The sequence below is a fragment of the Variovorax davisae genome, from assembly GCF_030316845.1.
Taxonomy (GTDB): Bacteria; Pseudomonadota; Gammaproteobacteria; order Burkholderiales; family Burkholderiaceae_C; genus Variovorax; species Variovorax davisae.
The window spans coordinates 280,728-293,862 of the sequence record NZ_JASZYS010000007.1 but is presented as its reverse complement, the minus strand read 5'-3'; the positions used below and the strand labels follow the sequence as shown (position 1 = coordinate 293,862).

The 13,135-nt window shown below is 67.6% G+C and carries 9 protein-coding genes; 4 read left to right on the top strand and 5 right to left on the bottom strand.

Going from position 1 to position 13,135, the window contains the following annotated elements; genetic code table 11:
* Positions 1-33: 33 nt before the first annotated feature.
* Positions 34-1,164, bottom strand: coding sequence for a PQQ-dependent sugar dehydrogenase (locus QTI33_RS18385; protein WP_286507623.1), 1,131 nt, complete (start codon positions 1,162-1,164; stop codon positions 34-36).
* Between the two features lie 223 nt (positions 1,165-1,387).
* On the opposite strand from QTI33_RS18385, the gene QTI33_RS18380 reads away from it, so the two are divergent.
* Entirely contained in the window at positions 1,388-1,948 is a 561-nt protein-coding gene (locus QTI33_RS18380; protein WP_286507622.1) for a C40 family peptidase, read from the top strand.
* A 68-nt stretch (positions 1,949-2,016) separates the two neighbouring features.
* On the opposite strand, the gene lpdA is transcribed toward QTI33_RS18380, so the two are convergent.
* The 4 genes from lpdA to aceE are packed head-to-tail and all read right to left on the bottom strand — an operon-like array spanning position 2,017 to position 8,828.
* Positions 2,017-3,831: a dihydrolipoyl dehydrogenase gene (gene lpdA / locus QTI33_RS18375; RefSeq protein WP_286507620.1), complete on the bottom strand. Its 1,815-nt coding sequence runs from the start codon at positions 3,829-3,831 to the stop codon at positions 2,017-2,019.
* Entirely contained in the window at positions 3,828-4,418 is a 591-nt protein-coding gene (locus QTI33_RS18370) for an Ntn hydrolase family protein (protein ID WP_286507619.1), read from the bottom strand. The genes lpdA and QTI33_RS18370 overlap by 4 nt, the downstream gene beginning before the upstream one ends.
* On the bottom strand, positions 4,415-6,076 hold the full coding sequence (aceF, locus tag QTI33_RS18365) for a dihydrolipoyllysine-residue acetyltransferase (RefSeq protein WP_286507618.1): 1,662 nt from the start codon (positions 6,074-6,076) through the stop codon (positions 4,415-4,417). The genes QTI33_RS18370 and aceF overlap by 4 nt, the downstream gene beginning before the upstream one ends.
* Positions 6,077-6,113: 37 nt before the next feature.
* Positions 6,114-8,828 carry a pyruvate dehydrogenase (acetyl-transferring), homodimeric type gene (gene aceE / locus QTI33_RS18360; RefSeq protein ID WP_286507616.1) on the bottom strand — a complete coding sequence of 905 codons (2,715 nt, stop codon included), beginning with the start codon at positions 8,826-8,828 and terminating at the stop codon, positions 6,114-6,116.
* A 203-nt stretch (positions 8,829-9,031) separates the two neighbouring features.
* On the opposite strand from aceE, the gene QTI33_RS18355 reads away from it, so the two are divergent.
* The 3 genes from QTI33_RS18355 to folD all read left to right on the top strand — a co-directional run bounded on the left by QTI33_RS18355 (position 9,032) and on the right by folD (position 13,134).
* Positions 9,032-11,569 (top strand): PAS domain-containing sensor histidine kinase, encoded by a 2,538-nt coding sequence (locus QTI33_RS18355; protein ID WP_286507614.1) that lies wholly within the window; start codon positions 9,032-9,034, stop codon positions 11,567-11,569.
* Positions 11,566-12,198: a response regulator transcription factor gene (locus tag QTI33_RS18350; protein WP_286507613.1), complete on the top strand. Its 633-nt coding sequence runs from the start codon at positions 11,566-11,568 to the stop codon at positions 12,196-12,198. The genes QTI33_RS18355 and QTI33_RS18350 overlap by 4 nt, the downstream gene beginning before the upstream one ends.
* 72 nt (positions 12,199-12,270) lie before the next feature.
* A complete protein-coding gene (gene folD / locus QTI33_RS18345; RefSeq protein ID WP_286507612.1) occupies positions 12,271-13,134 on the top strand; it encodes a bifunctional methylenetetrahydrofolate dehydrogenase/methenyltetrahydrofolate cyclohydrolase FolD in 864 nt (287 codons plus the stop codon).
* Position 13,135: the final 1 nt, after the last annotated feature.

Here is a 13,135-nt window from a genome sequence, read left to right as displayed (position 1 = left end):
CGCGGCCTTTGCGGCCTGCGGGTGGTCCGGCGCTCAGTCGGGCCGCAGCCTGATCAGCTTGCCGTTCGACTCGTCGGTCAGGATGTAGAGCAGGCCGTCGGGCCCCTGCTTGACGTCGCGGATGCGCGCCCTGCCGCCTTCGAGCAGTTTCTCCTCGGCCGCGACCTTGCCGTCCCGGAGGACGATCCGGTCCAGGTAGCCGAACTTGAGCGAGCCCACGAAGAGGTTGCCCTTCCAGGCGGGGCCATAGCGGTCGCTGGTCAGGAAGGCCATGCCCGACGGGGCGATCGACGGCACCCAGTAGTGCAGAGGCTGCTCCATGCCTTCCTTGCGCGTGATGCCGTCGCCAATCTTGCCGCCGCCGTAGTTCTCGCCGTAGGTGATCACCGGCCAGCCGTGGTTGCGGCCGGCCTGCGGGACGTTGATCTCGTCGCCGCCCTGCGGCCCGTGCTCGTGCATCCACAGCCTGCCATCGGGCCCCAGCGTGGCGCCCTGGCCGTTGCGGTGGCCATAACTCCAGATCTCGGGCAGCGCGCCCGCCTGGCCGACGAAGGGATTGTCCCTGGGCACCGCGCCGTCCTTGCCGATGCGCACGATCTTGCCCAAGTGGTTGTCGAGCTTCTGCGCGTCTTCCTTGCGGCTGAAGCGATCGCCCAGGGTGAGGAACAGCGTCCCGTCCCCGGCGTCGACGATGCGGCAGCCGAAATGGTTGCGGCTCGCCACCTTGGGCCGCTGGCCGAAGATCACGGTGACATCCTCGAGGCGGCTGCCGTCGGCCGACAGCCGGGCGCGCGCCAGCGCCGTGCCGTTGGCCGGGCCGCCCGCCTCCGGTTCGGAAAAACAGAAGTACAGCGTCCGGTTGCGGGCGAAGGCGGAATCGGCCAGCACGTCGAGCAGGCCGCCCTGCCCGCCCGCAGCGATCGGCGGCAGCCCGGCCAGCGGCGCGCCGAGCTGGCCGTCGGCCGCCACCACCCGCAGGCGACCGGGTCGCTCGGTCACCAGAAAGCGCCCATCCGGAAGAAAGGCGACGCCCCAGGGGTTCTCGAGGCCGGCCGTGACGACCTCCGGCCGCGGCGCGGCCTGTGCGACGCCGATGCTTGCCAGGAACGCGAAGAGGAAACGCGCGAGGCCCGGGCGGACCCGCGGGTGCGACCACGATTTCATGTATTTCCTTGCCGCCGGCGGATTTCCGGACCGGTGCCATTTCAACCCGAATTGCAAATCTTTTGCATTACATCCCGCAAAGAACTTATGGCCCATAACGGTGACTTTTACATTTGGGTATGTGAGAAATGGAAAAATTCCTTTGTCGGACAACTGTTTACGTGCAGAATCCCGAATCCGCATGAAATTGACACCCTCAGGTGTCGTCCATATCCTACGCGCCATGCGACTTTTTCTCCTCACCGCCAGCCTGCTGCTCGCCCTCCACGCACACGCCGCGCCGCAGCTGGACCCGACCGACGACCCGCACACGGGCGCCCTGGTCGTCGAGAAGACCCTGATGGGGCAATTCCACCAGGTTCGCCAGACGGTCGCCGACCGCACCTCCGACCTCGTGGTGACCGCCATCGGCTTCCTCGGCGTGCCCTACCGCCGCGGCGGCAACACGGCCGAGACCGGTTTCGACTGCAGCGGCTTCGTCCGCGCCATGTACACGCAGACCGTCGGCCACCTGCTGCCGCGCCGCGCCGAAGAACAGGCCGCCGCCACCCAGAAGATCGACCGCAGCGAACTCAAGCCCGGCGACCTGGTGTTCTTCAACACCATGCGCCGCGCCTTCAGCCATGTCGGCATCTATGTCGGCGAGGGCAAGTTCATCCATTCCCCCAAGCCCGGCGCGCAGGTGCGGGTCGAAGACATGAGCGGCAGCTACTGGCAGCGCCGTTTCAGCGGCGCTCGCCGGGTCGCCGCGGCGCAGGACGAGGTCAAGGCCTCGGGCGACTGACGCCGCCCTGCTCCGGACGAAAAAAATCCCGCGCCAGGCGGGATTTTTTCATGGGGCAACCCGGCGTTTCAGCGCTTCACCGGCGGCAGGTCGGTGCAGTGGCCATGGACTGCCTCCGCCGCCAGCCCGATGCTTTCGCCCAGCGTCGGATGGGGATGGATGGTCTTGCCGATGTCGTAGGCGTCCGCCCCCATCTCGATCGCCAGCGCGATCTCGCCGATCATGTCGCCGGCGTGCGTGCCGACGATGCCGCCGCCGACGATGCGGTGCGACTCGGCATCGAACAGCAGCTTGGTGAAGCCCTCGTCGCGGCCGTTGGCGATCGCCCGGCCCGACGCCGTCCAGGGAAACAGGCCCTTCTCGATCTTCACGCCCTCGGCCTTGGCCTGGTCTTCGGTCAGCCCGACCCAGGCCACCTCGGGGTCGGTGTAGGCCACGCTCGGAATCACGCGGGCGTTGAACGCCGCGCTCGCCAGCTCCTTGTCGCCCTTCTGCTCGCCGGCAATCACTTCGGCCGCCACGTGCGCCTCGTGCACCGCCTTGTGCTCCAGCATCGGCTGGCCGACGATGTCGCCGACCGCGAAGATGTGGGGCACGTTGGTCCGCATCTGGATGTCGACCGGGATGAAGCCGCGGTCGCTGACCGCGACGCCGGCCTTCTCGGCGCCGATCTTCTTGCCGTTGGGGCTGCGGCCCACGGCCTGCAGCACCAGGTCGTACAGCTGCGGCTCCTTGGGCGCCTGCTCGCCCTCGAAGGTGACGCGGATGCCGTCCTTGGTGGCTTCGGCGCCCACGGTCTTGGTCTTCAGCATGATGTTGTCGAAGCGCGGCGCGTTGAGCTTCTGCCAGACCTTGACCAGGTCGCGGTCGGCGCCCTGCATCAGGCCGTCGAGCATCTCGACGACGTCGAGCCGCGCGCCCAGCGTCGAATAGACCGAGCCCATCTCGAGGCCGATGATGCCGCCGCCGAGGATCAGCATGCGCTTCGGTTCGATGCCGAGTTCGAGCGCGCCGGTGGAGTCGACCACGCGCGGGTCCTTCGGCATGAAGGGCAGGTGCACGGCCTGCGAACCGGCCGCGATCACGCAGTGGCGGAACTTGACCGTCTGCGCCTTGCCGGTGGTGGCCTGGCCGTCGCCGCTGGTTTCCTGCACCTTGACATGGAAGGGGTCGATGAACTCGCCGATGCCGCGCACGGTCGTGACCTTGCGCATCTTGGCCATCGCCGCCAGGCCGCCGGTGAGCTTGCCCACCACCTTGTTCTTGCGCCCGAGCAGCTTGGCGCGGTCGATCTTCGGTTCGCCGTAGCTGACGCCGAGGTCGGCGAAGTGCTTGACCTCGTCGATCACCGCCGCCACGTGCAGCAGCGCCTTCGACGGGATGCAGCCGACATTGAGGCAGACGCCGCCGAGCGTCGCGTAGCGCTCGACCAGGATCACCTTGAGGCCGAGGTCGGCGGCGCGGAAGGCGGCCGAATAGCCGCCGGGGCCGGCGCCGAGCACCAGCAGGTCGCAGTCGAAGTCGACCGCGCCGGCGTAGCTCGACGCCGCGGCCGGTGCCGAGGTCGCCGCGGCCGGGGCCGGCTTGGGTGCCGATGCGGCGGCGGCCGGCGCGGGGGCCGCCGCCGGTGCCGCGGCGGCGCCTTCGACCGCATCGAGCGTCAGCACCACCGAGCCTTCCTTGACCTTGTCGCCGACCTTCACGGCCACCGACTTGACCACGCCGGCCGCGGACGACGGGATCTCCATCGAGGCCTTGTCCGATTCCACCGTGATCAGCGACTGCTCGGCCTTCACCGTGTCACCGGCCTTCACCAGCACCTCGATCACCGCGACTTCGTCGAAATCGCCGATGTCCGGCACCTTGACTTGTACTTCGCTCATTTGGACACCTTCAGTTTGAGTGTAAGAACGTCGACCGGTCCGGCCGAGTTTCGATCGAATTCGCAGGCCGCGGCAACGCCGGCCTCGGCGACGTCGCGCGCCGAGCGCGCCTTGTCGTAGACCGCGTGCATGGCGCCGAGTGCGAAGCTGCGTCCCGAGCCGATGCTCCAGAACTGCTTGAACTCGAACACCTCGCGGTAGCTGTAGATGCCGTAGATGCCGCTGGCATTGGCCAGCAGCATCGTGAACTGGCTCGACTCGTAGGGCTCGTGCTCGTCTTCCTTGGTCTGCAGGAAGAACGAGTCCTTCAGCACCGGATGCAGCAGCGTGAAGGTGCGGAAGATCTCGTCCTTGCTGCCGAAGCGCAGCGCCTCGGGCGCCTGCGCCGCCAGCGCATGCTGGAGCACCAGGAAGTGCGCCGCCGCGCCGGCCACCGCGAAGATGCTCTGCCCGCCCGCATCGTTCACCATGAACAGCTTCTGGTTGGCTTCGGCGCGGTGCGACAGGCGCGTGTCGCCGAAGGTCACGAGCGAATCCGCCGCCATCACGACCTGGCCGCCCTTGCGGACGGCCACCACCGTCGTCATAGGAGAACGCGTCTGAAGTCCGCGAGCACCTGGCCCAGGTAGGCGTTGAATCGCGCCGCCGCAGCGCCGTCGATCACGCGGTGGTCATAGGACAGCGACAGCGGCAGCGTCAGCCGCGGCACGAACTGCTTGCCGTCCCACACCGGCTTCATCTGGCCCTTCGACAGGCCCAGGATCGCAACTTCGGGGGCGTTGATGATCGGCGTGAAATGCGTGCCGCCGATGCCGCCCAGCGAGCTGATCGAGATGCAGCCGCCCTGCATGTCGGCCGAGCCGAGCTTGCCGTCGCGCGCCTTCTTGGCCAGATCGCCCATTTCCTGGCTGATCTGCAGCACGCCCTTCTTGTCGGCGTCCTTGAGCACCGGCACCACCAGCCCGTTCGGCGTGTCCGCCGCGAAGCCGATGTTGTAGTACTGCTTGTAGACCAGCTGATCGCCGTCCAGGCTGGTGTTGAAGTCGGGGAACTTCTTCAGCGCCGAGACCATGGCCTTGATCACGAAGGCCAGCATCGTCACCTTGACGCCCGACTTCTCGTTCTCCTTGTTGGTCGCGACCCGGAAGGCCTCGAGCTCGGTGATGTCGGCCTCGTCGTTGTTGGTGACGTGCGGGATCATCACCCAGTTGCGGTGCAGGTTGGCGCCGCTGAGCTTCTTGATGCGCGACAGGTCCTTGCGCTCCACGGTGCCAAACTTGGTGAAGTCGACCTTGGGCCAGGGGATCAGGCCGAGCGCCTCGCCGCCACCGCCGCCCGCGGGCGCCTTGGCGCCGGCGGCCTTGGTGCTGGCCGCGCCGCTCATCACGGCCCGGGTGAAGCTCTGGACGTCTTCCTGGGTGATGCGGCCCTTGGGACCGCTGCCCTTGACCTCCTCCAGCGGCACGCCGAGTTCGCGCGCGAACTTGCGCACCGAGGGCGAGGCATGCGGCATCTTGCCGCTGGGTGCGACCGTCGGGTCGTGCGCCGGCGGGGCGGCGGCCGGTGCCGACGCCGCAGGGGCCGGTGCCGACGCGCTGGCCGGTGCCGCTGCCGCAGCGGCCTGGGCCGGCGCCGGCGCGGCAGCCGCCGGCGCGGCGGTGCCGGACGTGCCTTCGATCACCGCGATCAAGTCGCCGATGTTGACCGTGTCGCCGACCTTGACCTTGAGTTCCTTGAGCACGCCCGCCGCCGACGAAGGGATCTCCATCGAGGCCTTGTCGGACTCGACCGTGATCAGCGACTGCTCGGCCTTGATGGTGTCGCCGGGCTTGACCAGCACCTCGATCACCGCGACGTCCTTGAAGTCGCCGATGTCGGGCACCTTGATGTCGATCGGGCCGGCCGCCGCTGCCGGTGCAGGGGCGGCGGCCGCAGGCGCCGGTGCCGCCGCCGCGGCAGGCGCGGGAGCCGCTGCCGCGGGCGCTGAGGCCGCCGGCGCAGCCGCGCCTTCGCCTTCGAGCACCAGCACCACCGAGCCTTCCTTGACCTTGCTGCCGACCTCGACCTTGAGTTCCTTCACCACGCCGGCCTGGCTCGACGGGATCTCCATCGAGGCCTTGTCCGACTCCACCGTGATGAGGGACTGCTCGGCCTTGACCGAGTCGCCGACCTTCACCAGCACCTCGATCACCGCGACCTCGTCGAAGTCGCCGATGTCCGGCACCTTGATTTCCACTGTTGCCATGTCGTGTCTCCCGCCCTACGGGCGCCGTTGATTGGTGTTATGCGTAGAGCGGGTTGATCTTCTCGGCGTTGATGCCGTACTTCTTGATGGCATCTGCCACCTTTTGCGCCGGCACCGCGCCGTCTTCGGCCAGCGCCTTCAGTGCCGCCACCACGATGAAGTGGCGGTTGACCTCGAAGTGCTCGCGCAGCTTGTTGCGGAAGTCGCTGCGGCCGAAGCCGTCGGTGCCGAGCACCTTGTAGTTGCGGCCCTTCGGGACGAAGGGGCGGATCTGCTCGGCATAGGCCTTCATGTAGTCGGTCGAGGCCACCACCGGGCCGGTGCTCGCCGACAGCTGCTGCTCGACGAAGGACACGCGCGGCGTCTCGGTCGGGTGCAGCAGGTTCCAGCGGTCGGCTTCCTGGCCGTCGCGGGTCAGCTCGTTGAAGCTCGGGCAGCTCCAGACCGCGGCCGACACGCCCCAGTCCTTCTCGAGCAGCTCCTGGGCCGCGAAGCTCTCGCGCAGGATCGTGCCGCTGCCCAGCAGCTGGACCGAAGGCGACTTGGCCTTGAGCGCCGGCGCCTGCTTGCACAGGTACATGCCCTTGATGATCTGCTCCTCGGTGCCGGGCTGCAGGCCGGGCATCGGGTAGTTCTCGTTCAGCAGCGTGATGTAGTAGTAGACGTTGTCCTGCTTCTCGACCATGCGCTTCAGGCCATGGTGGAGGATCACGCCGACTTCATGCGCGAAGGTCGGGTCGTAGCTGACGCAGTTGGGGATCGTGTTGGCCAGGATGTGGCTGTGGCCGTCCTCGTGCTGCAGGCCTTCGCCGTTCAGCGTGGTGCGCCCCGACGTGCCGCCGAGCAGGAAGCCGCGCGCCTGCATGTCGCCGGCCGCCCAGGCCAGGTCGCCGATGCGCTGGAAGCCGAACATCGAGTAGTAGACGTAGAACGGCACCATGATCCGGTTGTTGGTGCTGTACGACGTGGCCGCGGCGATCCAGCTCGACATGCCGCCGGCCTCGTTGATGCCCTCCTGCAGGATCTGGCCGGCCTTGTCCTCGCGGTAGTACATGACCTGGTCCTTGTCGACCGGCGTGTACTGCTGCCCCGCGGGGTTGTAGATGCCGATCTGGCGGAACAGGCCTTCCATGCCGAAGGTGCGGGCCTCGTCGACCAGGATCGGCACCACGCGCGGGCCCAGCGCCTGGTCGCGCAGCAGCTGCGTCAGGAAGCGCACGTAGGCCTGCGTGGTCGAGATCTCGCGCCCTTCGGCGGTCGGCTCGAGCACCGCCTTGAAGGTGTCGAGCGCCGGCACCGTGAAGCTCTCTTCGGCCTTCACGCGGCGGTGCGGCAGGTAGCCGCCCAGCGCCTTGCGGCGCTCGTGCAGGTACTTCATCTCGGGCGTGTCGTCGGCCGGCTTGTAGAACGGCAGGTCGGCCAGCTGGCTGTCGGGAATCGGAATGTTGAAGCGGTCGCGGAAGGCCTTGATGTCCTCGTCCCCCAGCTTCTTGGTCTGGTGGACGGTGTTCTTGCCTTCGCCGATCTTGCCCATGCCGAAGCCCTTGACGGTCTTGATCAGCAGCACGGTCGGCTGGCCCTGGTGCTTGACGGCGGCGTCGAAGGCCGCATAGACCTTTTGCGAATCATGGCCGCCGCGGCGCAGGTTCCAGATGTCGTCGTCGCTCAGCTTGGCGACCATTTCCAGGGTGCGTGGATCGCGGCCGAAGAAATTCTTGCGCACGTAGGCGCCGTCGTTGGCCTTGAACGACTGGTAGTCGCCGTCGTTGGTGTCCATCATGAGCTTGCGCAGCGCACCTTCCTTGTCGCGCGCGAGCAGCGGATCCCAGCCGCTGCCCCAGATCAGCTTGATGACATTCCAGCCGGAGCCGCGGAACTCCCCTTCGAGCTCCTGGATGATCTTGCCGTTGCCGCGCACCGGGCCGTCCAGCCGCTGCAGGTTGCAGTTGATGACGAAGACCAGGTTGTCGAGCTTCTCGCGCGCCGCCAGGCCGATGGCGCCCAGCGATTCGACTTCGTCCATCTCGCCGTCGCCGCAGAAGACCCAGACCTTGCGGTTCTCGGTGTTGGCGATCCCGCGCGCATGCAGGTACTTGAGAAAGCGCGCCTGGTAGATCGCCATCAGCGGGCCCAGGCCCATCGACACCGTCGGGAATTGCCAGAACTCGGGCATCAGCTTGGGATGCGGGTAGCTCGACAGGCCCTTGCCGTCGACTTCCTGGCGGAAGTTCAGCAGTTGCTCTTCGGTCAGCCGGCCTTCGAGGTAGGCGCGGGCATAGATGCCGGGCGACACGTGGCCCTGGATGTAGAGGCAGTCGCCGCCGTGGTTCTCGCTCTCGGCGTGCCAGAAATGGTTGAAGCCGGCGCCGAACATGCTGGCCAGCGAGGCGAAGGAGCCGATGTGGCCGCCGAGGTCGCCGCCTTCGGCCGGGTGGTGGCGGTTGGCCTTGACCACCATCGCCATGGCGTTCCAGCGCATGTAGGAGCGCAGGCGCTCTTCGATCTCGGCATTGCCCGGCGAACGCTCTTCCTGGTCGGCCTCGATGGTGTTGACATAGGCGGTGTTGGCCGAGAACGGTTTGTCGATGCTGTTCTGGCGCGCGTGCTCGAGCAGCTGCTCGAGGAGGAAGTGCGCGCGATCGGGCCCCTCGCTCTCGATCACGGCGGACAGGGCGTCCATCCATTCACGCGTTTCCTGCGCGTCCAGGTCGTTCGCAGCCGAGCCGAAATGGTTCTCGGGATTTGCCGACATGCTTGTCTCCTTGTGAGGGGTTGTGGGCGTAATTTAGTGCCGTATCCAGCAGTGCGCGGGAGTTTCGCACAGAATTATTGGAATTTCAAATTGTGCCTATTGATTTCTTATTATGAAATTCATCGCACGAGGCATCCGCAACCGAGTCCCCGGCACTAGCGGTGCGGCCTCCCTCGGCGCGGGGCATCACCTAAACTTGGACGATGCCCCTTTCCTCTCCGATCGCCGTCGCGCGCAATGCCGCGTCGCCGCTGTCCTGGCTGCGCCGCTGGTGGCGCCGCCAGACGCCGGTGCTGCAGGACGCGGTCGCGATGCTCGCGCCGCTGGCCGCGGTGCTGCTGTTCCTCGCGGCCATCGTCTCGGCCTTCTGGTACCTGCGGGCCGAGGAGGTGGAGCGGGTCCAGGAATCGGTCAAGCGCGACGTCGAATACGCCCAGCAGCGGGTGCGGCTGCGGTTGCTCGAACGGCAGGAGCAGTTGATGCGGCTGGCCCGCGACGCCTCCAACCGCGAGATCGACGCGGCCGAGTTCACCAGCCGGGCGGAGTCGCTGGTGAGCCAGTTCCCGGAACTGCAGTCGGTCAGCTGGATCGACGACCGCCGGCGCTTCAAGGCCAACTACGCGGCGCCGAGCGTCCACCCGGCGCTGCAGCATGCGGTCGGCGAGGTGCTGCGCCCGGGCGACATCGAAAGCAACTATGCACTGGCGCGCGAGCTGCGCCAGCCGGTGTTCTCGCAGCCGCTGGCCGGCGGCGACCCGCCGCCGATGCTGGGGCTGTACATCCCGCTGTTTGACCAGGGGCTGTTCGCCGGCATGCTGATGGGCGAGTTCTCGATCGACGGCCTCTTGCGCTACGGCATGCCCTCCGAGGTCTCGGCCCGCTATGCCGTGTCGCTGCTCGACGCCAAGGGCGGGCTGATCGCCGGCAACACGGTCGCCAGCCCGCGCGGCGCCGGCACCCGGCTGCTGCCCTGGACGGTGCGCACCAACGAATACGAAGTCCCGGTCTCCCCGGTCGGCAACGCGCTGCTGCTGCGGGCGCAGGCCTACCGGACGTCGCAGGGCGTGGTCGGCAACGGCCTGTTCTGGCTGGTCGGCGCGCTCAGCGTGCTCACCAGCTGGATGCTGATCGGTACCTGGCGCCACACCCGTCGGCGGCTGCAGGCCCAGCAGGCGCTGGTGGCCGAGACCAACTTCCGCCGCGCCATGGAGAACTCCATGCTGACCGGCATGCGGGTGCTCGACCTCGAAGGCCGCATCACCTACGTCAACGCCGCCTTCTGCGCCATGACCGGCTGGAGCGAGAACGAACTGGTCGGCCAGACGCCGCCCTTCCCCTACTGGCTGGAGTCCGACCGCGAGGTCATGAACGAGCGGCTGGAGGAAGAGCTGCACGGCCGCGCCCTGCCCGGCGGCTTCCAGGTCCGGGTCAAGCGCCGCAATGGCAGCGTCTTCAACGCCCGGCTCTACGTCTCGCCGCTGATCGACGCCCGCGGCCACCAGACCGGCTGGATGACCTCGATGACCGACATCACCGAGCCGACCCGGATCCGCGAGCAGCTGTCGGCCTCGTACGAGCGCTTCACGACGGTGCTGGAGGCGCTGGACGCCTCGGTGTCGGTGGCGCCGCTCGGCAGCGAGGAGCTGCTGTTCGCCAACAAGCTCTACCGGCTCTGGTTCGGCTCCAACACGGTCGGCCACCTGGGCATGGTGGCGCAGGCCGGCGTGCCGGCCACGCAGGCGCGCGACGAGGAGATGGACGACGTCGACTCCTTCGCCGGCCTGCCGATCGACCAGCTGACCACCGCCCAGCCGGCCAACAACGAGATCTTCGTGCCCGAACTGGGCAAGTGGCTGGAAGTGCGCTCGCGCTACCTGACCTGGGTCGACGGCCGGCTGGCGCAGCTGGTGATCGCCACCGACATCACGCCGCGGCGCGACGCCGAGGACCTGGCGGCGGCGCAGGCCGACCGCGCCCATGCCGCCAGCCGCCTGATCACCATGGGCGAGATGGCCTCCAGCGTGGCCCACGAACTCAACCAGCCGCTGACTGCGATCACCAACTACTGCAACGGCATGGTGTCGCGCATCAAGGGCCAGCAGATCGATTCGGAGGCCCTGCTGTCGGCGCTCGAGAAAACCTCCAAGCAGGCCCAGCGCGCCGGCCAGATCATCCAGCGCATCCGCTCCTTCGTGAAACGCAGCGAGCCCAACCGCACCCCGGCCGAGGTCTCGACCATGGTCAGCGAGGCGGTCGAGCTGGCCGGCATCGAGTTGCGCCGGCGCAACGTGCGGCTCAACCACTACGTGGCGGCCCGGCTGCCGATCCTGCGGGTCGACCCGATCCTGATCGAGCAGGTGATGGTCAACCTGCTGAAGAACGCCGCCGAGTCGATCGACCTGGCCAACCGGCCGCTGGCGCGCCGCAGCGTCGAGCTGCGAGTGCTGCCCAAGAACATCGACGGCCAGCCGGCGGTCGAGTTCTCGGTCCAGGACACCGGCATGGGCCTGGCGCCCGAAGTCATGGACCGGCTCTACGAGGCCTTTTTCTCGACCAAGCCGGAAGGCATGGGGATCGGCCTCAACCTTTGCCGCACCATCGTCGAGTCGCACCGCGGCCGGATGCAGGCAGAGAACATCTACAATGGGCCGGATGTGGTCGGATGCCGTTTTTCCTTCTGGTTACCGGTGTTGGACGCTATCGATTCCGTAGCAAGCAACGAGGCGAAAGTACCTGCATGAGTTTGATTCCGAAGAAGGGCACTGTCTATGTCGTCGACGACGACGAAGCGGTTCGTGATTCGTTGCAATGGCTGCTCGAGGGCAAGGACTACCGCGTCCGCTGCTTCGACTCGGCCGAGTCCTTCCTGTCGCGCTACGACCCGCGCGAAGTGGCCTGCCTGATCGTCGACATCCGCATGGGCGGCATGTCGGGCATCGAGCTTCAAGACCGCCTGATCGAGCGCCGCTCGCCGCTGCCGATCGTGGTCATCACCGGCCACGGCGACGTGCCGATGGCGGTCGACTCGATGAAGAAGGGCGCGATGGACTTCATCCAGAAGCCCTTCAACGACGAGGCCCTGGTGGCCCTGGTCGAGCGCATGCTCGACCATGCCCGCGGCGCCTTCGCGCAGCACCAGCAGTCGGCCAGCCGCGACGCGCTGCTGTCCAAGCTGACCGGCCGCGAAGCCCAGGTGCTCGAGCGCATCGTCGCCGGACGCCTCAACAAGCAGATCGCCGACGACCTCGGCATCAGCATCAAGACGGTGGAGGCGCACCGCGCCAACATCATGGAAAAGCTCAACGCCAACACCGTGGCCGACCTGCTCAAGATCGCCCTGGGACAGGCGGCCACGCCCGCCAAGGCCTAGCGACCTCCCGCCACCGATTGCAACTCCACGCCTGCGCAAGCGGGCGTTTCCATTTCTGAAGTTCGAAAAACGATGACAGCCCAACTGATTGACGGCAACGCGCTCTCCAAGACGCTGCGCGCCGAGGTCGCCACCCGCGCCGCGGCGCTCAAGGCCCGCGGCGTGGTGCCCGGCCTGGCGGTGGTGCTGGTCGGCGAGAACCCGGCCAGCCAGGTCTACGTTCGCAACAAGGTCAAGGCCTGCGAGGACAGCGGCCTGCACTCGGTGCTCGAGAAGTACCCGGCCGAGCTCTCCGAAGCCGACCTGCTGGCCCGCGTCGAGGCCCTCAACAACGACCCGGCCATCCACGGCATCCTGGTCCAGCTCCCCCTGCCGGCCCAAATCGACGCCCAGAAGGTGATCGAGGCGATCGCGCCGGCCAAGGACGTCGACGGCTTCCACGTCGCCAGCGCCGGGGCCTTGATGACCGGCTCGCCGGGCTTCTGGCCCTGCACCCCCTACGGCTGCATGAAGATGCTCGAGTCGATCGGCTACGAATTGCGCGGCAAGCACGCGGTGGTCATCGGCCGCAGCAACATCGTCGGCAAGCCGATGGCCCTGATGCTGCTGGCCCAAAGCGCCACCGTCACCATCTGCCACAGCGCGACCGCCGACCTGGGCGCCATGACCCGCCAGGCCGACGTCGTGGTGGCCGCGGTCGGCAAGCGCAACGTGCTCACGGCCGACATGGTCAAGCCCGGCGCCGTCGTCATCGATGTCGGCATGAACCGCAACGACGAAGGCAAGCTCTGCGGCGACGTCGACTTCGCCGGCGTGCGCGAGGTGGCCGGCTGGATCACGCCGGTGCCCGGCGGCGTCGGCCCGATGACCATCACGATGCTGCTGGTGAACACCATCGAGGCGGCCGAACGCACGGCCGCCGCCAGCGCCACTTGAA